Here is a 22,101-nt window from a genome sequence, read left to right as displayed (position 1 = left end):
GCTGGACCCAGGACGTACAACCCCCTGACGCTGAGCGCCATATCTTTGCAGAGAGATAGAGGGGGAGGTGGTGGCATACCCTGGGGTATGCCACCGGTGAGACAAATTAAGACTTAGGCTTCAGGTCCAGAACCTGCAGCAGACGCTCAGGAATACCGGCCCAAATCATTGGACGGCCTTTTGGATTCTGCTCGTTCCACCATCCGTCGAAACGGCTGGTGTTGTACTGGAAGAAGTACACGCCAGAAGATACAGGAACAGTTACCTGATCAGCTGCAATGATTTCCTGGATGCTGTGAGCAATCTTCATTTGCTCATCTTTGTCAGCAGTCTTGTAGAAGCTGTCGAGGAGCTTGTCGACTTCAGCATTCTGCCAGTAGTGCATTGCGAAGCGTGGCATACCTTCACCCTTCTGGAAGCGAGAGTTGTAGCTGCTGTTCCAGTAAGTGTGTGGGTCTGCGCCGTGGAAGTAGTTGGTGAACGCTACGTCATAAGTGCCTTCCAGCATCGCTTGGTTGTAAACAGCGAATTCTGGGGTACGTGCTTTAGCGTTGATACCAGCTTCCTGAAGTTGCTCAACACCCAGCTGTACAACGTTGTTGAAGTCAGTCCAGCCGTTTGGAGATTGGATGTTCAGCTCAAGCTTCTTGCCTGATGGAGTTTCAACGAAACCGTCGCCATCCAGATCCTTATAGCCAGCGTCTTTCAGCATCTTCTTAGCGCCTTCGACGTTGTAGGTATTGAATGGTTTGTACTTGTTGTGAGTCTCTTCGTTAGACCACGCCTTGAACGCATCGCCCAGGCCAGAAGCGTAGTCGTTCACTACACCGGCACCGTAGAACGCGATGTCGATGATAGTTTGACGGTCAAGAGCCATAGAGAACGCACGACGGAATTCGATGTCGTTGATAGCTTCATTGTTGCCGGCTTCAGGTGACTTGTAGTTCAGAACGAACGCAGTAGTACCTGCTGCTGGATACCAGTACTTGTGGTTTGGATTAGCAGAAGCGTAAGTACGGTCGATATCTGGAACAAATGAGCTAGACCAGTCGATTTCAGAGTTTACGATCTTACCCAGCATCTGGTCGTTGTTTGCGATCTGTGGGAAGCGCAGACAGTCAACTTCGAGGTTGTCGTTATCCCAGTAGTTAGGGTTACGGCACTGAGTATAAAGCTGTGGAGTAAAGGTATCGATTTCGGTGAATGGACCGGTACCAACAGGGTTTTCGTTAGTGAAGGTTACAGGATCTTTAACCTTGCTCCAGATGTGCTCAGCAACAACAGGAACTTTAACGATTTCATATGGAGCGTTTGAGTTCACTTCAGTCAGGCGGAAGCGAATGGTCTTGTCGTCAACTTTCTCTACAGACTTAACCCACTTGTTTACACCAGAGAAATCCAGCTCTGGGTGCTTCTTAACCAGGTTGAAAGAGAACAGGACGTCATTCGCGTCATATACTTGGCCATCAGACCACTTCACTCCGTCACGAATCTTGAACGTTACGCTCATCAGGTCGTCGGACATTGAGTAGCTTTCTGCCAGACGCATAACTGGCGTATTACCGTGCATTTCATTGAAGACAACCATTGGCTCGTAAATGAATTCACGAGTGGTATCCATCTTGGTCTGAAGGTACGGGTTAAAGTTACGCTGAAGAGTTTGGTAGAAGTTAGGTACAATAGTCAGCTCACTTTTTTCTGCAGCTGCAACAGTCGGTGCTGTGATAGCAGATGCAGCAGCAACCGCGATGGCTACTGCGAGCTTTGTTTTCTTAATATTGGCAAGCATAGCTGTTCCTTACTTTGCTTTTGTTTCACTGGTACCAGATGCCTAAGCATATGGTGGATAAAGCCTGCTAAGAAAAAGTCACCCGACGTCTTTCTTATGGCCTGTGCAGGCTAGGTCAGTGATAGAAAACGCTGTAAAGGGTTTTGGGTCAATTAGGCTTCCCGTCAAAAACGTCAATATGCTCTTTTACTCCGTAAAAAACGTAAAAATCACACCGGATTGGTGCTGTTTTGAACTATATGTGGCACTGGCTACATCAGTGCTTTTTTAAGTTTGAAGTTAGACTAACTGAATGTAATTAAAGTGATTTTATTGAGTTTTTCAGTGATAATAGTTATTACTTTCAAACGATCTCCTCTTAATTCCTGCCGGAAAATTACAGAGCCCAATTTGTTGTGATTGTCTTCTCATTACCCGAAAAAAATTGCAGCGCTGTCATGTTTTCTTCGGAAATTGGCAGTAATTTGCCCGATTGTTCGACGATGAAAACCAGCGTCCGGCCCTTTTCAGTCGAGTTTTTTTAAGGCGTGAATGATGGCCCTGGGTGTTGTGGTTGTCACGGTCAGAGCGGCGGGGCTGTATGCGTAAACTCTAATCCTATGCGGCTTCTGGGGGCTTTCTGGTAAAGCCTCTTAAGGCAAGTGAGAGTGCCGTAATACGTATTGGCGCTTCAGCCGGTGGGACGAACTCACTAATCGTATTTGGGCGGATATGGGTGTAAAAAAACCGGAGCCAGGGCTCCGGTTCAAGGTCTTATCCTTTGTAGCTGACTGCCGCTATTGGGCGATGAGGCGCTGGAGTTTTTCCCGCAAGGTAATTATTTCCCTACGGTGGATATCGTCTTTTTCGCAACGCTCCAGTACGAAGTCTATGGTATTGAGTACGGTCCGCCAACGTGGTGCCTTTGGCACGGTTTCAACATGCAGGTATTTATCCAAAGTGCGCGTTTGCAAGGTGCTGCGGTCAAGGTAGACGCGCCACAAGCCACTTTCCTCGGCCAGTTCAAACTTGCTCTTACCTGAGCACTCTGACCAATAATTGAGGGACGTGGTCATCACCCTGACCAGGGTTTCCCGCAGTAAGTCAGTTTTATCTGATGCACCGCTGTCGATACGGTCTGCAAGACGGGTGAATTCGCCGCCAAGTTCACGGAGCTGCTGGAGCTTGTCCCGGTCACCCTGTGAAACAAACTCTGACAGGGCTTCAACGGCATTCTCCAGTAACTGAACACGCTGTGAGGTTGCTTTGGTGCCTGTATTCAGCACCAACATCAGGCGCAGGCCTGACTCTTCAGGGAGATGGATAACGTCTGTTTCAACCGTTTCCAGCCTGTTGTCCACGTTAAACTTGAGCTGGGCAGTGTAATGCTGGCGTTCATCCGTCTGGGTGCCAATGGGTGTCATCAGGAAGTCATCTATGGCGTGGCGCTCCAGTGATTCCGGTGAAACGCGCAGCAACCGGCCGCAGGCATCGTTGGCATACTGGATGCGACCGTTTTCCTGCACACAGAGAATGGCTTCTGAAGCCGTTTCCAGTAATCCAAGAAGCCTGTTCTGGGTTTCAAGCAACCCTGCTTCCACTTGTTCCCGGTGGTGGATTTCCTTAACCAGCCTGCGGTTTTCTTCACGTTCCTTTTCTGCCTTAGAGGCGTCCAGGTAAGCTCCGATACGGGCTGCCAGCTCATCTTTGTTAAACGGCTTGATAATGTAATCGTTGGCACCGGCCTCGAACCCCTTGACCCGGTCCTGTACCTGCCCGAGGGCAGAAAGCATGATGACCGGCAATTCAAAGCGGGTATATTGCTCGCGCAGTCGACGGCATACCTCATACCCACTGAGCTCCGGCATCATAACGTCCAGAAGAACAAGCTCCGGTTTCTCCTGCTCTGCCAGGGTGAGTGCTTCCTTACCGGTTTCGGCGGTCAGTACCCTGTAACCGGCAAGACGCAGGAAGTTCCTGATGATCTGCAGGTTAACCGGTTCATCATCAACTGCCAGGATCAATGGACCCTCGGTGTTTTCAGGCAGGCTGAGGTCCTCTTCAACCAGATTTTCCGGTACAGGGACAGAGAAATGGTTTTGCGCCCGCATCAGGTTGCTGCGGGCAATTTCCGCTTCCCCTGCAAAAGGCAGGGTAAAGCTGAAAGTCGTCCCGATCATTGGCTGGCTGCTTACATAAAGTTGCCCACCCATGATATCGATAAGCTGGCGGCTGATAGACAGGCCAAGACCGGCGCCCGGGCGGTAACCGCCATTTGAGTGCAGTTGGATAAGTGGTTCGAAAATATGCTCCAGCTGCTCGGCAGGTATACCCTGTCCGGTATCAACCACCTGGATACGGATTTGCTGTTCCAGCACCGTAGCAGAAATGATGATCTTGCCTTCATCGGTGTACTTAATCGCGTTGCCGATAAGGTTATAAAGTATCTGCTCCAAACGCTGTTCATCTGCCTTAACCAGCGGCAGGTCAACCGGCATCTGGTTGATGATACGTACCGGCTTATTGCCAAGGAGGTGCGTTGAAAGCTCAAGCACCAGACGGACTGCCGCGCTGGCGTCCACCGCCTGGGGTTCAATTTCCAGGTCGCCGTAACGCATTTTGTGATAGTCCAGCAGATCATCAACAAGGTTGGAGAGCCGCTGACCGGAATTTACCAGCATCTGTAACTGGTGCTGCTGGGTTTGGGGTACCGGCCCGTTTGCACCTGCAATCAGTGATTCGGCGATACCAATCATGCCATGAAGTGGAGTACGCAGTTCATGGGAGGTGGTTGCCAGAAAATCATCCTTGAGTTTGTCAGCAAGCTCAAGCTCCTGGTTTTTTTGCTGGATAAGAGCCAGAGAGTTTTCCAGCTCTTTGTTCTGTTCCCGGATAAGTGCCAGTTTGTCGCGCACGGATCGTTGCATCCGGGCAAAGCTGACAGCCAGGCGACCTATTTCATCTTTACGTTCCATCCCTTGGATTTGCTGCTCAAGATCGCCGGCTGAAACACGTTCTGCCGCCCAGGTAAGGCGAAGCAACGGTGCGGTAATAGAGTTGGACAACCAATGGGATGCCAGCGTAACCAGTACAATAGCGGTCAACATAACTACCAGGAAAATTTTCTCTAACTGATAGATGCGGGCAAAGGCAACTTTTTCCGGCAATTCAACAATCATTGCCCAACGCACTTCCTGGGTCGGGGAAACCGGTGCAAATGCACCAAGCACAGCCGTACCGGAGAAGTTGGTAAAGCTTCCGACGTCTGACTGGCCATCAAGCGCACGGTTGATCGCTGTACTGTCGAGTCTGGTGGTAAGGTTTGTCTGGCCAATGCGCGGCAGGTGGTCAGCGCCGACCACCAGTGTGCTTACTTGGCTGTTTTTACTGTCAGACTCGGTCAGCATCCGGGTTAGCGGTTGATTGTCTAACTTGAAAATGACAAAACTGTGCAGATAGCCCTGCTGGGAAATCGGAGCCGCAAACCAGGCGACCAGTTTTCCGTCTTCCGGGGAGAAATCGGTAAATACCACCGGAATATTTTCGTCGTTATCCAAGTGGTTGCTCACCATCGCCCGGATCTTCGCAAAGGTTTTGCCTAACTGGGTATCCTTCCATTCCGGTGATTTCAGGTCGACACCAAAATCGTTATTTTTCTGAACGGAATAAACGACGTTGCCGTTTACATCGACCAGAAGGATATCGGCAAAATCAGAACGTTTCAGGTGTTCTTCATACGCCCAGTGGTAGCGTTTGTGCAGCAGGCGATAGCGTTCACTGCCAACAAAGCTGGAAGTGGCTGTCATTGCGCCGGGGCGGAGTTTGTCACCGCTGCCGGGGATATAGCGCTGCTTTGCCGCTTCACGGGCTTTGTCTGTGTTTTCTCCCAGCTGGTGGAATGCAGCAACGAGGCCATAAAAACGGCCTCCGCTGGCATTGGCGAGCTCGGAACGTGCAAAGGATTTCACTTCAGAGTGCAGCCGACCAAAATAGCTGGTGAGCTGATCCTGTTTGGTGTCCCGGAGTGAAGCCAAGTGAGCAGTGCTTTGCTGTGCCAGATCGTTGCTGTGTGACTGCAGGAAAAAAATAGCCAGGGCAGTCAGTGGTGTAATACTCAGCACAAGAAATGCCAGCATCAACGTGTGTTGGAGTCGTTTAAACGTCTGTTTCTCTTGCATGTCCTTGCCTGAAATCAGAGCGGGGAATGATAAGTGTCTTGGCCTGCTGGGCAGAAAGCCGGTAGCAAATTTGCCGGGATGCTCTCAGGCTCAAGAGCTTGGTGGAATAGCCTTTTATAAGGCCTTTTTTTTCTCAAGCAAGAAAGTTGTTTTTGAAGCGTGGGGAAAGCCGCAAAAATAACGAAAATGACGGATTTTTGCGGCTAAAAAGCGGATAACCTTGGGTTACGTCAAAGTTATCGGTGTTATTTTACCGAGCGGTAAATGCTGAATTTGTTGGATGCCGCCAGTGTCTGGCATTCGCCAAACGCTTTTTCAATCAAAGGAGGGTATTTGAGAAAGCGGTTGGCGACCATCACCATTTGCCCGCCATTTTGCAGGTGGCCGGGAGACTGGGCAATCAGGGTTTCAGTGGCAGTGTAGCTGGTGTCAAGGCCGGCATGAAACGGTGGATTGGTAACGATGGCATTGAACTTGCCGTCAATTGCGGCAAAAACATCGGTAGCTACTGCTGTGCCTTCAAGGTGATTAAACCGAAGGGTTTCTCTGGCCGATTCGACCGCAAGGGCACTGACATCAGCCATGGTGATCTCCAGGTCAGGATTTTGCTGTTTCAGCACTGCCCCGATGACGCCTGCGCCACAGCCAAAATCCAGCACGGAGCCCGACAGGGATGGCAGGGTATCGAGCAGCAAAGCGGTACCTACATCCAGCTCACTCTGGCTGAATACACCCGGCAGGGCACGGATGGTCAGGGAGGTTTCTCCACGTTTTATCGGGTAGCTGTTGAACCAGTTTTCTAGTTTGAATGGGGCCGGTTTGCTTTCGCATTTCCCCCAATAGAAACTGCAACGGCGTGCGCTGTCGAATTTACGGACAGTCCCGAGAGGTGCAAACATTTTTTCAATGCTGCGAACACCGCTCCGGTTTTCCCCTACCACACAGATTTCGGTTTCTTCCCCCAAGGCATCAAACAGCATGCTGAGCAGAAATTCTGCTTCTGCCTTGGCTTTTGGCCAGTAGAAAAGGACCATGTCTGCCTTTTTATCCGCCTGGTATTCAGCACCAAACTGTACGTCAATGTGCGGGTAGCGCGACATGGAAGATGCGTAAGCGTAGTTGGTGGTGAATACCTGTACGCTGGCTGCGATATCAACCAACTCAGTTGCAAAGGTATCTTCTAGTTCACCGGCCAGCAGGACGTGGCGGTCTTCAAAATAGGAAAGCTGGCGGGCGACAACTTCGCTCGGCGTGGTGTAGGCCATGGGATTCTCGACAGGTTGGAAACTGCCGCGCATTGTCCCATAAAGGCCGGGGCGGGAAAAGTCCGCCCCGGGGGAATGCCATGATGAAGCGTGTGGGTTATTCCTTGTCCTGCTGCTCGAGGAAGGTCTCAAATTCAGTTTCGTACAGACGGAACAGCACGATGGTGACCGCAAAAATAATCGGGCCGTAAATCAGCCCCATAAGGCCGAACAGGTGCAGGCCACCCAGCAGGGAGAAGAAAATCAGCAGGGTACTCATTCCGGAATTGCCCTGCATCAGCAAAGGACGGAGGAAGTTGTCGATGGAGCCGACAACGACAACCCCCCAGACTACGAGGAATGCTCCCCATTGCCAGTCGCCTGTCAGGAACAGGTAAAGTGATGCCGGCAGCCAGATAAGTGCCGTGCCAACAACTGGGATGAAGGACGCAAACCCCATCATTGAACCCCAGAACAGTCCGGGGAAACCAGCCAGCGCCATGGCGATACCACCGGCAAACCCCTGAGCTACTGCGGTCAGGAAAGAACCTAGGACGGCAGATTTGGCGACCTGTTCCACCTCATCAAGGATTTGGTCTTCCTGACTGCGGGAGAGGGGAATCACGTGGCGCAGCGCCTGGATAAGTTTTTCATTGTCGCGCAGGAAGAAAAACAGGACGAACAGCATCAGGGAGAAATCGACAAAGAAGCCGGTCACGTCGCCGACCATCCGGGTACTGATCCCGACCAGTTGCGTACTGACTTTGGTAATCGCCGAGGTCGCACGCTGCAGAAGTTCCTGTGGTGCGATGGAGTTGAACGGCAACCACTTGTCGATGGTCGTAAAGGCCGACTGCACCCACGGGTGGTTAAGTGCTTCCTTAGCCCCGCCGTTGGTCAGCCAGTCATAGGCATTGGTGGTGAAAGTCACGCCCTGGTCGATAATGGCGATAGCGACGACCAGCACAGGGATCAGCACGATAAAGGTGAGCAGGGTACAGGAAAGCAGCGCTGATATATTCGGGCTGTTCTTCAGTTTTCCGTGGATCCGGTTATGTACCGGCAAAAACAGCAGGGAAACAATAAAGCCCAGGATGATTGAGCCCATGTACGGCTCAAGCAACAGATAGCTAGCATATACAGCAACCGCAAGCACGGCTATCAGTATCCAATGCCGGGGCTCGGCTTTAAAAGGTCTTGTCACGTCAGGATTCCTTTGCAGCATGGATCAGGCAGTTAGGCGTACTATAACCCCAAATGGCGTCAATATGTTTGCATGATTGGAAATTGATCAGTGCGTCGCAGCAGCTTAATGTAGACTCGGAGAGTTGCAATGTGAGCACTTTTTGCAAATTTTAACGGGAGAATAAAGCGTGGGTTGCTGTAATGACAGTTGCGGTTGTGACACCGTGAAGAAGAAGCGTTTCAGCCCACTCTGGGTGATCGCGGCAGTGGTGCTGGGGCTGGTGGTATTTTACTGGCAGTGAATTCAGATAGTCTGGCTCAGAGTCACAGTGCAAAAGAGAAAGGCGGCCTATGAGCCGCCTTTACTGTACAAGGGTTACTTGGCCAGCTCTGCAAATGCCTCGTCAGCTGCTGCCAGGGTTTTCTCTATTTCAGCGTCAGTGTGTGCCAGCGAGACAAATCCAGCTTCGAACGCAGATGGTGCCAGATAAATACCACGATCCAGCATCAGGTGGAAAAACTGCTTGAAACGCTCAGTGTCGCACTGCTGAACGTCGGCAAAAGACGTTACGCTCTCTTTGTCAGTGAAGAAGAAACCGAACATTGCACCGGCATAGTTAACAACCAGAGGAATGCCATGTTTGTCTGCCGCTGCCTTAAAGCCTTCGGCCACGTGCTTGCAGGTTTCGGCCAGCTTCGCTTCGTTACCGTCTTTACGCAACTCTGTCAGACACGCCAGACCGGCTGCCATGGCTATAGGGTTGCCGGACAGTGTGCCCGCCTGGTAAACCGGACCGGTAGGGGCGATATATTCCATCACGTCACGGCGGCCGCCAAAGGCGCCCACCGGCATGCCACCACCGATAACCTTGCCCAGCGTAGTCAGGTCTGGTTTTACGTCGTAGTAAGCCTGTGCACCACCAAGGGATACGCGGAAACCGGTCATAACTTCATCCAGGATCAGCAGCGCACCATATTGGTCACACAGTTCACGCAGGCCCTGAAGGAAACCTTCTGCCGGCGGGATGCAGTTCATGTTACCCGCAACCGGCTCTACGATGATGCATGAAATTTCTTCAGGGTGGTTTTCAAAGGCTTCTTTCACAGAAGCCAGGTCGTTATAGGTGCAGGTCAGCGTGTGTTTGGCAAAATCAGCCGGAACTCCCGGTGAGTTTGGCTCGCCCAGGGTCAGGGCACCTGAACCGGCCTTAACCAGCAAACAGTCCGCGTGGCCGTGATAGCAGCCTTCAAACTTGATGAACTTGTCACGCTTGGTAAAACCGCGCGCCAAGCGGATAGCACTCATGGTTGCCTCTGTGCCAGAGCTCACCATACGAACCATTTCCATTGAAGGAACCAGCTCGGAAACCAGTTCAGCCAGTGTGATTTCGCCTTCAGTCGGTGCACCGAAGCTCAGGCCGTTTTCGGCTGCCTTGATAACGGCATTGCGGATTGAAGGATGGTTGTGACCCAAAATCATCGGTCCCCAAGAACCGACATAATCGACATAGGCTTTGCTGTCGGCGTCGTAGATATAGGCACCATCAGCACGCTCGATAAACAGCGGGGTACCCCCTACACCATTGAAGGCTCGAACCGGTGAATTCACGCCGCCGGGAATGGTTTTGCGGGCCTTCGCATATAAATCAGCTGATCGGGTCATACTTTGTTCCTGTTTGAATTTGGCTCTTGGACGTTGGCCGGAATTGTAGCGGAAATCGCCAAGTGTTGTCGCGTGCGTGAATCTGGTAATTGGTGATAGGATTGCAAAGAAATTTCAGTTGAAAAGATGTCTAATACTTGAACGATTTAGTCAGGTACTAGATAATTTAGGCCAAAACACTTGGCGAGTGATGTGAGGACATAATGAGCGAAACCCAATTGCCACTTCAGTTTACTGACGCTGCAGCGAGCAAGGTAAAAGCGCTGATTGCCGAAGAAGAAAACCCGAACCTTAAACTCCGTGTCTATATTACAGGTGGCGGTTGCAGTGGTTTCCAGTACGGCTTTACGTTTGATGAAAAAGTTAATGATGGCGATATGACCATCGAAAATTCCGGGGTTACCCTGGTGGTTGACCCGATGAGCCTGCAATACCTTATCGGTGGTGAAGTGGATTACACCGAAGGACTGGAAGGGTCACGCTTCTTTGTCAGCAACCCGAATGCAAAGACAACCTGCGGTTGTGGAGCCTCATTCAGCGTCTGATCCCTTTCAGGCGTCCCGCGTATTTATAGGCACATTTCATTAATCGATGCGGCAAAAATTGCGAATTTTTAGCCAATTACGCCGCTCGTAAAAAATGTGCCACGAAAATTCAGTACTTTAGTTGCAGGCACGATTTTTGATATATCTGATTGTGGATATGAACCCGGGCATCAATATGGTGTCTGGTCGTTGTGAATTATGCTTGCTGCCGAAGGCTACCCTCTGGTACTAACCAAACTGATTCGCATTTTCATGTATTCAATCATTTTAAAACCGTTTAGGCTGTTTGAATAAAGCAGTAAACCGGACAGTAGGATGTCGTCCGGAAAGAAGCAGTTTCATATCAGAACTGCCAGATTTGCTTACCAACGTCAGGGATAAAGACTATGGCTGCATGGCAACGCGTTAATTACTTCTTTTCTTCAAAACCCTGGATCATTTCTTTGATCCTCGTTCTTTCGCTGGTTGCATGGCTTGCCAGTGGGCAGGATCAGGGAAGCCAGGCGTCAGGCAAAGATGAAAAACCCCAACAACATCTTGCCAGAGTGAAGGTAACGACTTTTAACGCCGCCGCTGTTACCCGGACAATTACGCTTTACGGACGCACTGCGCCCGACCGGACTTCAACAGTATCAGCAGAAGTATCCGGGAAGATCCTGAGCCTTGCAGTGAGCAAAGGCAGCCGGGTGGAAAAAGGCCAACTGATTGCCCAGATAGACACCGCAGACCGAGCTGCCCAGCTCAGGCAGGCTCAGGCGCTGTTAAAAGCACGTCAAAAGGAATACAGCGCCGCAGCATCCTTGAGGAAAAAAGGCCTGCAGGGTGAGGTTTCATTCAGCCTGGCTGAGGCCAACCTTGCTGAGGCCAAAGCCGCTGTTGCCAACCTGAAACTTGCGCTCGCCAATACCGACGTCAAAGCCCCGTTTACCGGCATCCTCGAATCCCTGCATATTGAGCAGGGTGATTACGTAGGAATCGGGGATCCTATCGGCCAGTTGGTTGATCTCAACCCCCTGGTGGTTAAAGCCGATGTCAGCGAGCGTCATATCGGGCAGCTTGATAGCGGCAGCCAGGCGCAGGTTACCCTGGTAAGCGGCGAAACCAGGCAGGGCAGCCTGAGGTACCGTTCAAGCATTGCTTCTGAAACCACCAATACCTTTGGTATCGAATTGACCATCGATAACCCCGGTCAGGCACTGCCGGCCGGGATCAGTGCTGAAGTGGAACTCCCACTTGATGAAAAGCTGGCGGTAAAACTGACCCCGGCGATGCTGGCTTTGGATGAAAACGGCAACCTCGGCGTCAAAACCCTGGTTGAAGAAAACCGGGTGAAGTTTATTCCTATCAAGTTGGTTAAAGCCGAGTCAGACGGTGTCTGGCTTACGGGGTTGGGGGAACGTGTTGACATCATTACCGTCGGGCAGGGCTTTGTCCGTGACGGGGATGAAGTGGAAGCTACGTTGAACAGCCCGCAAGCCGGCAAACAGTAAGGAGGGTCTATGCGCACAGTCATTGAAGCGTCTATGGCCCGGACCCGCAGCATGATGACGCTGCTGGTGTTTCTGCTGCTGACAGGCACGGTCACCTATATCACCATACCCAAGGAGGCAAACCCGGATATCACCATTCCGGTTATCTACGTTTCTGTGGGGCATTCCGGGATATCCCCGACAGACGCAGAGCGCTTGCTTGTCCGCCCGATAGAGCAAGAGTTGCAATCGGTTACCGGTGTGAAAGAAATGACCGCCATTGCCTCCGAAGGCCATGCCTCTGTCACACTGGAGTTTAATGTCGGGGTGGATCTCGACAAGGCGATGGCCGATGTCCGTGATGCGGTGGATCTCGCCGCACCAAGGCTTCCGGCTGATTCAGATGAGCCAACAGTTCATGAGGTGACACTGGCCAGTGAGGAGCCGGTGCTGTCTGTGGTCCTCTACGGAACTGTACCCGAGCGTACCATCGTCCAGATTGCCCGTCGTTTGCAGGATCAGCTTGAAAGTTTCAGGCAGGTGTTGGAAGTCGACATTGCCGGTGATCGGGAAGATGTGGTGGAAGTGTTGGTAGACCCGCTCCTGATGGAGAGCTATGGCCTGGACCAACAGAGTATCTACAACCTGATTGCCAGTAACAACCGTGTAGTGGCTGCCGGGTTTGTGGATACCGGTTATGGCCGCTTTTCAGTGAAGGTGCCGTCAGTTTTCCATTCCGCGAAGGACATTCTTGAATTGCCGATCAAAGTGGATGGCAAGCAAGTAGTCACTTTTGGCGATATTGCGACAGTGCGCCGGGCGTTTAAGGATCCCAGCAGTTTTGCCCGCCTTGACGGCCAGCCTGCAGTGGTCCTGGATGTGAAAAAGCGGGCCGGCGAAAACATCATTGAGACCGTCGAACTGGTCAAAACTGTGATGGAAAAAGCGCAAACGCGCAGCGAATGGCCGACAAACCTGAATGTGCGGTACACGTGGGATGCCTCTGAAGATGTAAAAATCATGCTGAACGATCTTCAGAACAACATCCTTTCCGCCATCATTCTGGTGGTGATCGTCATTATCGCTATTCTGGGAGCCCGCACAGCGTTACTGGTTGGGATTTCAATTCCTGGTTCTTTCCTGACCGGCCTGGCTGTACTTGGCTTTGCCGGACTCACAGTTAACATTGTTGTGCTGTTCGCACTGATCATGGCGGTCGGCATGCTGGTGGACGGCGCAATAGTGGTGACCGAATTTGCTGACCGCCGGATGCGCGAGGGGATAGACCGTAAACAGGCTTACCGGGAGGCCGCCAAGCGAATGGCCTGGCCAATAACCGCGTCCACGGCCACGACGCTGGCGGCTTTCGCCCCGCTGATGTTCTGGCCGGATATCGTCGGTGAGTTTATGAAATACCTGCCGATGACCCTGATTGCCACACTGTCAGCTTCCCTGGCGATGGCATTGCTGTTTGTCCCGGTGTTAGGGTCACTTATCGGTAAGCCGCTGCCGGTCTCAAAAGACCGCCAGCGCAGGATGCTGGCGCTTGAAGAAGGGGATTTCAGCCAGGCAACCGGGTTTACCAAGTTATACCTGTCGACATTGAGCATTGCCCTCAAACATCCGCTGAAGATTCTTCTCGCTGCCATCATCTTTTCTGCTGCGGTGATGTACAGCTATGGGAAAGCGGGTCTTGGGGTAGAGTTCTTCCCTGACGTTGACCCGGTTTCCTTTAACATTAAAGTGCGTTCGCATGGTGATCTTTCAATCCATGAAAAAGATGCCCTGATGCGTCAGGTTGAGGAGCGGGTATTGGGGATGGACGAAGTGAAGTCCATCTATACCCGAACCGGAGGGGATGACCAGATCGGCCAGATCCAGTTTAACCCGGTCGACTGGCAGTACCGGCGCAAAGTGAAAGAAATCATTGCCGATATCCGGGAAAATACTGCCGATCTTGCAGGGTTGGAGCTGGAGTTCAAATTCCCTGAGGCTGGCCCACCAAGTGAGAACGACCTGGAAATTGAATTGACCAGTTCGGACTATGATGCCCTTAACAAGGCTGTTCACCAGGTGCGAGACTGGCTCGAAACCCATGAGGCTTTCACCAACATCAACGACAGCAGCCCTAAGGGCGGTATTGACTGGGCGATTGAAATCGATCGCGCAGACGCCGCACGATATGGCGCGGACGCAACCTTGCTCGGTAATACGGTTCAATTTGTTACTAACGGCCTGTCAATTGGTGAGTACCTGCCGGACGATGCGGATGAAGAGGTGGATATCCTGGTCCGCTACCCGGCGGACAAGCGTGATATCGGCAAGTTCGACGAGCTTCGCGTTAAAACGGCTTATGGACTGGTGCCAATCACCAATTTTGCCGAAATTTCACCGCAACCCAAACAGGGCGTTATCCGGCGTGCCGGCGGTGAGCGGGTACTCGAAGTGATGGCGGATATGACCGAGGGCTACAACCTTAGCCTCGAGTTGCCGAAGATCACCGCAGAGCTTGAAGAAATGGAACTGCCGTCAGGTGTGACCTTCAAGATACGGGGTGAAAACGAAGATCAGAACAAGTCTCAGGAGTTCCTGATGAAGGCATTCATCATTGCGCTGGCAGTAATGGCAATGATCCTGCTGACCCAGTTCAACAGCTTTTACCAGTCATTCCTGATACTGAGTGCGGTGCTGTTCTCAACCGTGGGCGTGTTCCTCGGCCTGTTGGTCGTACAGCGGCCGTTTGGCATCATCATGTCCGGCATTGGGGTCATTTCACTGGCCGGTATCGTGGTAAACAACAATATTGTCCTTATCGATACCTACAATGTGCTGCGCCGGGAAGGTATTGCCAAACTGGATGCCATTATGCGGACCGGTGCCCAGCGTCTGCGCCCGGTCATGCTTACCACGGTAACGACCATTCTCGGTCTTCTGCCCATGGTGCTGGAAATGAACATTGACCTGGTTAACCGAAAAATTGAATTTGGTGCGCCCAGCACCCAGTGGTGGTCGCAGTTAGCGACTGCGGTTGCCGGCGGCCTTGCTTTCGCCACTGTGCTGACACTGGTCCTTACTCCCTGCCTGCTGATGCTGGGACGGGAGCGAAAACCTGCGCTGGTGGAGGGTGACGAGCCAGTCCCGGATACCGCCAATGTCAGCCCGCTTGAGGATGCTCGGCAAAAACAGCAAGGGTTGCCGAGTTAGCACCCACGATAAACGAAGAAAGGGCCGAGAGGCCCTTTCTTTTTCCATCCATAGACTGGATTTTTCAGCTATCAGGACTTGTTCAATACCGGACCCAGTGCCGCCCAGAGCATGCCCATTTTCTGCATCTGTTCAAGGCGGCTCTGTGCCAGTGCAATGAACTCTTGCTTCTCCCTGCCTTGCAGGGACTTGGATTGCGGGAGCTTCACGGTGCGTGGGTTGCGGTGGACACCGTTCACCAGGAACTCATAGTGCAGGTGAGGACCGGTTACCCGCCCTGTACCGCCAAGGGTACCGATGGTCTGTCCCTGTTTAACACGCTGGCCGGTTTTCACATAGCGCTTGGTCAGGTGCAGGTACTTGGTGATATAGGTAGAGGTATGCCGGATAAAGACATAGTTACCGTTGTATTTGTTGTACCCGGATTTCTGTACCACACCATCACCAGCCGCCCAAATAGGTGTGCCGACTGGCGCAACATAATCTGTACCACGGTGCGCTTTCACCTTGCCGGTCACCGGGTGAAGGCGGCGAGGGTTGAAGTTGGAGCTGACGTAACGGAAGCTAAGTGGTGAGCGCAGGAAGGCTTTGCGCATTGCCCGGCCGTTTTCGTCGTAATACTTGCCGGATTCAGCCCGGATAGCTGTAAAGGTTTCACCCTGGTTGGTAAAGGAAGCCGCAAGGATTTCACCGCTGCCAACGTGCTCGCCTTCAACAAACTGCTCTTCAAACAGCACTTCAAATTTGTCCCCGCCACGGATGTCGAGGGCAAAGTCGATATCCCAGCCGAAAATACCGGCCAGTTGCATAATTTGATTGCCGGTCAGGCCCGCTTCAACACCGGCATTCCAGAAACTGGATGTGATGGTGGCACTGGCATAATTGAGCTGAGTGTCCGTAGTGCGGGTATCGACCGTGGACTGGTAGCCGTCGTCCGTTTTATCCACCACCAGGGTTTCATACGCACTGCGTGGCTGGATAAGTTTAACCAGTTCTCCGTTTTCATCGATACCCAGCCTGATTTCATCCCCGGGGCGCAATTTGGTGAGGGTTTTTGCGCCCTCATCACTGTTTATCAACCGGTATAGCGTGGCCGGGCTGAGGCCAGCCTTGTCAAATAGGACAGCAAGGCTCTCGCCGGACTGTACGGTAAACTTCTGCCATTCCAGCGGTTTTTCGACAGATGCAATTTCAGAGTCGCCGGCAAGGGAAACCAGGTTTGAAATGGGAAGGGGGTAAGCCTGACCAATTTTATACCGGGTATCGCGGGCTGGGGAGCTTTGCCCGGACGGAAGAAAAAACAGCAGCATTGCCGCAGTGAAGGCAACTATCAGCATAATGCGCTGGAATCGCGGCAAGGCGTTAAATTTCGACACGATCATTGAGGTAAAAAAACATAACCCGGTAGCAATATAGACAACGGTTAAGTCTAACTGGTTTCAAATCACATCGCTATTCAAGTAGTATGTCGCTCTATCACATTTTGCCAAATCAGTGGGAGCAAGAAACAATGGCAAACCTTGAAGCCGCACTTGCCGAAATTAAACGCGGTGTCGAAGAACTGATTCCAGAAGAAGAGCTTATTGCCAAGCTGAAAGAAAACCGTCCTTTGCGCATCAAACTGGGTGCCGATCCAACGGCTCCGGATATTCACCTTGGTCACACTGTTATCCTGAACAAACTGCGTGCCTTCCAGGATCTGGGCCATGAAGTTATCTTCCTTATCGGTGACTTTACCGGCATGGTTGGTGACCCAAGTGGTAAAAACACCACCCGTCCTCCACTGACACCTGAGCAGGTTCTGGCAAACGCTGAAACCTACAAAGAACAGGTATTCAAAATTCTGGATCCAGCCAAGACCCGTATTGAATTCAACTCCAGCTGGCTGAAGGAACTGGGTACTGAAGGCATGATCCGTTTGGCGGCGAGCTCAACAGTAGCCCGTATGCTTGAGCGTGATGATTTCAAGAAGCGTTATGCCGGTAACCAGCCTATCGCCATCCACGAGTTTATCTATCCGCTCCTGCAAGGCTATGACTCTGTGGCACTGAAAGCTGACGTTGAGCTGGGTGGTACTGACCAGAAGTTCAACCTGCTGATGGGTCGTGAACTGCAAAAGCAGCACGGGCAGCCACAACAGGTTGTACTGATGATGCCTCTGCTGGTGGGTCTGGACGGCGAAAAGAAAATGTCCAAGTCTGCCCACAACTATATTGGTGTAAGTGAAGCACCTACCGAGATGTTCGGTAAGATCATGTCTATTTCTGATGATCTGATGTGGCAGTACTATGAGCTGCTTTCCTTCCGTCCTCTGGAAGAAGTTGCCCAGTTGAAAGCTGACGTTGAAGCCGGCAAAAACCCGCGTGACGTGAAAATCCTGCTGGCAAAAGAAATCATTGCCCGTTTCCATACCGAAGCGGACGCTGATGCGGCAGAACAAGATTTTATCAACCGTTTCCAGAAAGGCGCGATGCCGGATGAAATGCCTGAGTTCTCTTTTGAACAGGGTATTGCTATCGCCAACCTGCTGAAAGATGCCGATCTGGTAGGTTCAACCTCTGACGCCATGCGTATGATCCGCCAGGGAGCGGTAAAGATGGACGGCGAAAAGGTAGAAGACACCAAGCTGGTTCCAGCAACAGGTACTGCTGTATACCAGGTAGGCAAGCGCAAGTTTGCTCGTGTAACTCTGGCTTAAGATTACACGCTGTGTAAAAAGGGCGCTCAGCGCCCTTTTTTGTACCTGTATTACGGGATTCCTGCAGTGATACTGGCGATTCGTTGTCCGAGATATTGCCCAGTCAACCAATCCCGTTTTTCTAACTCTCCGTTTTCTGTCCAGCCAATGGCACCGAGCTGCTCTCCCCAACGGTTGATGGTTTTATCATTGTATCCATTTGGCAGATCTATACCGGTCCAAAGCATTCCGTGCTGGCTCGCCAGCATCATAAAGTATTGCAACGTAGCTTCCTGCCCTCCACTGACACTGCCCCCCACGGTAAAGCCGGCAGCAGGCTTATTGCGCCACAGTTGCTGACTCCAGCTATCGCTGCTGGCATCTGCAAATGCCTTAAACTGAGCTGCGGGACCACCCATGTATGTTGGTGCACCAAACACGATGGCATCGCAACAGGCAAGTTGTTGGAAAATAGCCTTCTCGACAAAACGCCCTTCAATAAGGTGTTTTCCCTCTATGCGTAACGAAATGGGGTGGGCCCCTTGCTCTTCAATGCCGCTGGCAACGGCGCTGGCCATTTGCTGCGTGGTTCCGCTTGCGGAGAAGTAGACGATGGCGATTTTCTTTATTGGGGTCATTCACTTTCCTTGTGTATGTCAACAGCCATAGCAAGCCATTACGTATCCATACAAGGTAGTGTATCGGTAGGTTAAGTAAAGTTAAATATTTACATAATGAATTAACGTGCTAAAAAAACGCGCCTGGGCGCGTTCTTAGTTGATCGTGTTTACTTGCCGGGAAGATCAAATGCAGGCAGGGAAAGGTGCCAGCGGATTGCAGCCAGTCGGATGAGCAATGTCGTCATGATACCCGCAATTGAGGATGTGACTGCATCCGAGCCCATGGCCAGGGCAATGGTGTGGATGCATCCGCCAGCGATACAGGCTGTTGCGTAGACTTCGGTTCGAAGCACCATTGGAATTTCCCGGGCAAGGATATCGCGGATGATGCCACCGCCACAGCCGGTCATCACACCCATAATGACAGCTACCATCGGGGAAGCGCCAAATTGCAGGGCTTTATTGACACCAATGGCAACAAAGACCGCGAGACCAATGGCATCAGCGACGGGCAGGACATACCAGGGTACCCGGCGAGGACGGCGGATTGCTGCTATGGATACTGCGCAGGTAATTAAAATCACCCACAGATAGTTAGTGTCAGTTATCCAGAACACCGGCGTGGCACCGAGCGCCATATCCCGGATGGTGCCACCACCGATAGCGGTTACGGCCGCGAGCACAATGACACCAAAGGGATCCATGCGTAACTTGCCCGCAAGCAGGACGCCGGAGACAGCAAATACCGCGGTGCCAAACATATCGAGCAGATACAACAGCATTGAAAGTCCTTTAATAAATGCATGGAATGAATCGCGGCGATTTTACGTGGCACAGGGTGATTAACAATCCAGGAGCCCTGCATCTGTGATGGTTTTCACTATCTGTTTTTTAAACAATTCAGGGGGCTGTGAGCCCCCTGAAATATCATCTGTTCTGATTATTGCTGTTAACTGATTTTTTCCGATTCCCTTACGGCGTCGAGGTAACCGCAAACCTGTTCCAGCGCTTTTAACGTGCGCGGGGTTGGTCGGTTCAGCCAGTCAGTGTTAAGTGTCCACACCGTTTTGTTCTCTACTGCGGGGATTTCGTTGGACCAGTTTTTCCACCAAGGGGAGTTACCTTCTGCATGGCGTGAGACGAAGATGACTTCCGGCTTGCGGACGATAACCTGTTCCGGGCTGACCTGAGGGTAAGCCGCCGGACTGTTGTTGAAAATATTTTTTCCGCCACAAGTCTCAAATACCGGTGCAGGCCAGTTGTCTGAAGAGACCGTCATCAAAGGGGTACCGCTTAACTGGTAGAAATAACTGACAGGGCGTTTACCCCGGTAGTCCTGCTGGATTTGCCGGAAACGGCTTCGCAGGGAGTTGGCAAGTGCAGTGGCCTTTTCCGGGGATGGTGACCATTTGCCAAGCATATCTACAGCATCGGCGATATCTTCCAGACTGTCAGGGTTGGTATAAACAACCTTGAAACCGAGGTTCTCCAGGGCCTCCATCTGACGCGGAGGGTTGCCGCCTTTCCAGGCGAGAATAAGCCCCGGGTTAAGCGTGACTATTCGTTCCAGCTTAATTCCCCGGTAGTTGGCAACCCGCTCCAGACCTTTGGCCTGTTCCGGGTAGTCGCTGTACTCACTGGCAGCGAGCATCTGATCACCAAGGCCAGCGGCATAGGCCAGTTCTGTGCTGTGAGGAGACAGGCTGATGACAGTTGGAAGCTTTGCCAGTGAAGGCGCAGAGGAAAAAAGGATAGCGAAAAAGGCCAGATACCGGCACAGCAGCTGTGAGATTCCTTTCATGTTCGTCCTAAAGGGTAAAAATCAGCATGACAACTGACTGAACAGCAATCCAGTACAGTGTCCTTTTCTGCAACGTGTGGTTGAGGAGCGACAGATGATAGCCAGCTGGCACCACTTGTCCACCGATTTTGCGCCGCTCTTGTTTCCTGCCTTCATAAATTGCCGGGCCACCCAGTGAAAGCTCCCATTTACTGCCGGCACTGCTGAGCAGCCAGCCTGCACCCGGTGCACGCCACTTTTCACCCTCATTCATTAATGCCTGGAAACCCGAGTGAAACCCCTTGCCACAGCAGATGAGCAAGGCAAACAGTCGAAGGGGAACAATATCAAGGATTGATATTACTGATGCACTAAAACGGCCAAACGGATCGAACTGTTTTCTGCTCGGCGACCATACTCGTGCCAGTGTGGATGTCAGGCTGTAAAGGAATGCACCAACTCCACCGAGCAGTGCAAACCAGAAAAGAACACTGACAACGTTGCGGCCATAACCCATCAAAAGAGTTTCTGCCCCTGCTTTGCCCAGCCCAATCATCGACAGGCCATCGGTTTCCCGGTTCAGGTGGCTGGAAAGAAGCAGGCGTGCTGTTCCCTTGTCTTCTGCCGAAAGTGACGTAGCCAGTGATTGCCCCAGATGATGGGTCGGTTTCCACCCCAATGCCAGCCAAAGAAGGAACAGATTGTAGAATGCGGGTTGCCATACGAGCTGTGCGGTGGCAACGAGGAGCACTGCAAGGGTGAGCCAGATAATGGCAAAGGAAAGTATGCCAGACAGGCGCCGCTGCTGTTCGCTGTCGGTCTGATGGTTCACCTTGTCAGAAAGGAGCTGGGCAAAGCGGCGGCAATAAGAGAGCGGGTTAATGTAATCCGGAACCGGCATGACCCAGTGGAGCACCAGCCCCCCCAGCATGGCGAGGAGGGCTGATTGGTGTTGCAGGATGGTCAGTAAATCCTGGCTGTCCATGATGAAGGCCGCAATCAGGCGTCAGCCAGCAGCTGGATCATCTTGCCAACCATCTCTGATGAGCTCTTGGCTGCCAAAGGCAGGAATTCATCAAATGTCATTGGAGATTCTTTGTCTGCTACGTCAGAGATAGCACGTACTACGACAAAAGGTGTCTTGAACTGGTGGCAAACCTGGGCAATAGCAGCCGCTTCCATCTCTACGGCGATAACACCCGGGAAGTTGTCACGGATGAACTGCTGTTTCTCTGCTGTGTGGACAAATGCATCACCGGTACAGATGAGGCCGCGTACAGCATGTGGTTGGGGTTCCATTGCTGCCAGGGCTTGCTCAGCGAGATCCATCAGTTTAGGGGCTGACTCGAATGCCGCCGGCATAGCTGGCAGCTGGCCAAGTGCATAGCCGAACGCAGTGACATCGGCATCGTGGTAGCAAACTTCCGAAGAAACCACCACATCACCGAGGTTCAGGCTTGAATCAAAGCCGCCGGCAGAGCCAGTGTTGATGACTACGTCAGGCTTGTGGGTTTCCAGCAGGATGGATGTACCAACCGCTGCTGCCACTTTACCGATACCAGACTGAAGCAGAACAATATCCATGCCGTGGAGTTTGCCAGTGTAGAATTTGCAGCCTGCCTTTTCCTGCACATAGCAGTTTTCCAGCAGTTGTTTCAGGATGGATACTTCCTGTTCCATGGCACCGATAATACCGATTTTCATTGGCTCTTTTCTCATCAACAATAACTAAAGAATAATGGCGTGATTGTATCACGGCTGGCAGCGA

15 protein-coding genes are annotated in these 22,101 nt (G+C 51.9%); 4 read left to right on the top strand and 11 right to left on the bottom strand.

The features are described from left to right. Positions 1–106 precede the first annotated feature (106 nt). From NF212_RS14660 to hemL, 5 genes are all read right to left on the bottom strand, one after another. Positions 107–1,789, bottom strand: a complete 1,683-nt coding sequence (locus NF212_RS14660; protein WP_434356883.1) for an ABC transporter substrate-binding protein — start codon at positions 1,787–1,789, stop codon at positions 107–109. Between the two features lie 776 nt (positions 1,790–2,565). Then, positions 2,566–5,946: a response regulator gene (locus NF212_RS14655; RefSeq protein WP_434356881.1), complete on the bottom strand. Its 3,381-nt coding sequence runs from the start codon at positions 5,944–5,946 to the stop codon at positions 2,566–2,568. Between the two features lie 245 nt (positions 5,947–6,191). Continuing rightward, positions 6,192–7,211 (bottom strand): 16S rRNA (guanine(1207)-N(2))-methyltransferase RsmC, encoded by a 1,020-nt coding sequence (gene rsmC, locus NF212_RS14650; protein ID WP_434356879.1) that lies wholly within the window; start codon positions 7,209–7,211, stop codon positions 6,192–6,194. Between the two features lie 97 nt (positions 7,212–7,308). Further along, on the bottom strand, positions 7,309–8,415 hold the full coding sequence (locus NF212_RS14645; protein ID WP_434356877.1) for an AI-2E family transporter: 1,107 nt from the start codon (positions 8,413–8,415) through the stop codon (positions 7,309–7,311). Between the two features lie 336 nt (positions 8,416–8,751). Beyond that, positions 8,752–10,038: a glutamate-1-semialdehyde 2,1-aminomutase gene (gene hemL / locus NF212_RS14640; protein WP_434356875.1), complete on the bottom strand. Its 1,287-nt coding sequence runs from the start codon at positions 10,036–10,038 to the stop codon at positions 8,752–8,754. 203 nt (positions 10,039–10,241) lie between these two features. Here hemL and erpA point away from each other — a divergent pair, with 203 nt between their 5' ends. The 3 genes from erpA (at position 10,242) to NF212_RS14625 (ending at position 15,256) form a co-directional block, all read left to right on the top strand. After that, positions 10,242–10,583 carry an iron-sulfur cluster insertion protein ErpA gene (gene erpA / locus NF212_RS14635; protein ID WP_054671954.1) on the top strand — a complete coding sequence of 114 codons (342 nt, stop codon included), beginning with the start codon at positions 10,242–10,244 and terminating at the stop codon, positions 10,581–10,583. A 386-nt stretch (positions 10,584–10,969) separates the two neighbouring features. After that, positions 10,970–12,073: an efflux RND transporter periplasmic adaptor subunit gene (locus NF212_RS14630; RefSeq protein WP_434356872.1), complete on the top strand. Its 1,104-nt coding sequence runs from the start codon at positions 10,970–10,972 to the stop codon at positions 12,071–12,073. A 9-nt stretch (positions 12,074–12,082) separates the two neighbouring features. Then, a complete protein-coding gene (locus NF212_RS14625) occupies positions 12,083–15,256 on the top strand; it encodes an efflux RND transporter permease subunit (RefSeq protein WP_434356870.1) in 3,174 nt (1,057 codons plus the stop codon). 71 nt (positions 15,257–15,327) lie between these two features. On the opposite strand, the gene NF212_RS14620 is transcribed toward NF212_RS14625, so the two are convergent. After that, entirely contained in the window at positions 15,328–16,638 is a 1,311-nt protein-coding gene (locus NF212_RS14620) for a peptidoglycan DD-metalloendopeptidase family protein (protein WP_434356868.1), read from the bottom strand. A gap of 128 nt (positions 16,639–16,766) precedes the next feature. Between NF212_RS14620 and tyrS the strand changes: the two genes are divergently transcribed. Then, entirely contained in the window at positions 16,767–17,954 is a 1,188-nt protein-coding gene (gene tyrS, locus NF212_RS14615) for a tyrosine--tRNA ligase (RefSeq protein ID WP_434356866.1), read from the top strand. Positions 17,955–18,004: 50 nt separating this feature from the next. Here the strand turns inward: tyrS and NF212_RS14610 are convergent, their stop codons facing one another. The 5 genes from NF212_RS14610 to mtnN form a co-directional block, all read right to left on the bottom strand. Further along, positions 18,005–18,562 (bottom strand): flavodoxin family protein, encoded by a 558-nt coding sequence (locus NF212_RS14610; protein WP_434360891.1) that lies wholly within the window; start codon positions 18,560–18,562, stop codon positions 18,005–18,007. Positions 18,563–18,720: 158 nt separating this feature from the next. After that, positions 18,721–19,335: a TRIC cation channel family protein gene (locus NF212_RS14605; protein WP_434356864.1), complete on the bottom strand. Its 615-nt coding sequence runs from the start codon at positions 19,333–19,335 to the stop codon at positions 18,721–18,723. Positions 19,336–19,502: 167 nt separating this feature from the next. Beyond that, entirely contained in the window at positions 19,503–20,354 is an 852-nt protein-coding gene (btuF, locus tag NF212_RS14600; protein ID WP_434356862.1) for a vitamin B12 ABC transporter substrate-binding protein BtuF, read from the bottom strand. Positions 20,355–20,361: 7 nt separating this feature from the next. Next, the gene (locus tag NF212_RS14595) at positions 20,362–21,318 is read right to left on the bottom strand and encodes a cobalamin biosynthesis family protein (RefSeq protein ID WP_434356860.1); all 957 of its coding nucleotides are present in this window, start codon (positions 21,316–21,318) and stop codon (positions 20,362–20,364) included. Between the two features lie 14 nt (positions 21,319–21,332). Further along, positions 21,333–22,037, bottom strand: coding sequence for a 5'-methylthioadenosine/S-adenosylhomocysteine nucleosidase (mtnN, locus tag NF212_RS14590; protein ID WP_434356858.1), 705 nt, complete (start codon positions 22,035–22,037; stop codon positions 21,333–21,335). Positions 22,038–22,101: the final 64 nt, after the last annotated feature.

The organism is Parasalinivibrio latis (genome assembly GCF_036825535.1).
GTDB lineage: Bacteria > Pseudomonadota > Gammaproteobacteria > Enterobacterales > Vibrionaceae > Parasalinivibrio > Parasalinivibrio latis.
Note: the sequence above shows the minus strand (reverse complement) of the source record. Positions and strands in the feature narration are given on the sequence as shown.

Coding starts and splice junctions, on each gene's coding strand:
- NF212_RS14660 (WP_434356883.1), bottom strand. CDS start 1,789: ATGCTTGCCAATATTAAGAAAACAAAGCTCGCAGTAGCCATCGCGGTT.
- NF212_RS14655 (WP_434356881.1), bottom strand. CDS start 5,946: ATGCAAGAGAAACAGACGTTTAAACGACTCCAACACACGTTGATGCTG.
- rsmC (WP_434356879.1), bottom strand. CDS start 7,211: ATGGCCTACACCACGCCGAGCGAAGTTGTCGCCCGCCAGCTTTCCTAT.
- NF212_RS14645 (WP_434356877.1), bottom strand. CDS start 8,415: ATGCTGCAAAGGAATCCTGACGTGACAAGACCTTTTAAAGCCGAGCCC.
- hemL (WP_434356875.1), bottom strand. CDS start 10,038: ATGACCCGATCAGCTGATTTATATGCGAAGGCCCGCAAAACCATTCCC.
- erpA (WP_054671954.1), top strand. CDS start 10,242: ATGAGCGAAACCCAATTGCCACTTCAGTTTACTGACGCTGCAGCGAGC.
- NF212_RS14630 (WP_434356872.1), top strand. CDS start 10,970: ATGGCTGCATGGCAACGCGTTAATTACTTCTTTTCTTCAAAACCCTGG.
- NF212_RS14625 (WP_434356870.1), top strand. CDS start 12,083: ATGCGCACAGTCATTGAAGCGTCTATGGCCCGGACCCGCAGCATGATG.
- NF212_RS14620 (WP_434356868.1), bottom strand. CDS start 16,638: ATGATCGTGTCGAAATTTAACGCCTTGCCGCGATTCCAGCGCATTATG.
- tyrS (WP_434356866.1), top strand. CDS start 16,767: ATGGCAAACCTTGAAGCCGCACTTGCCGAAATTAAACGCGGTGTCGAA.
- NF212_RS14605 (WP_434356864.1), bottom strand. CDS start 19,335: ATGCTGTTGTATCTGCTCGATATGTTTGGCACCGCGGTATTTGCTGTC.
- btuF (WP_434356862.1), bottom strand. CDS start 20,354: ATGAAAGGAATCTCACAGCTGCTGTGCCGGTATCTGGCCTTTTTCGCT.
- NF212_RS14595 (WP_434356860.1), bottom strand. CDS start 21,318: ATGGACAGCCAGGATTTACTGACCATCCTGCAACACCAATCAGCCCTC.
- mtnN (WP_434356858.1), bottom strand. CDS start 22,037: ATGAAAATCGGTATTATCGGTGCCATGGAACAGGAAGTATCCATCCTG.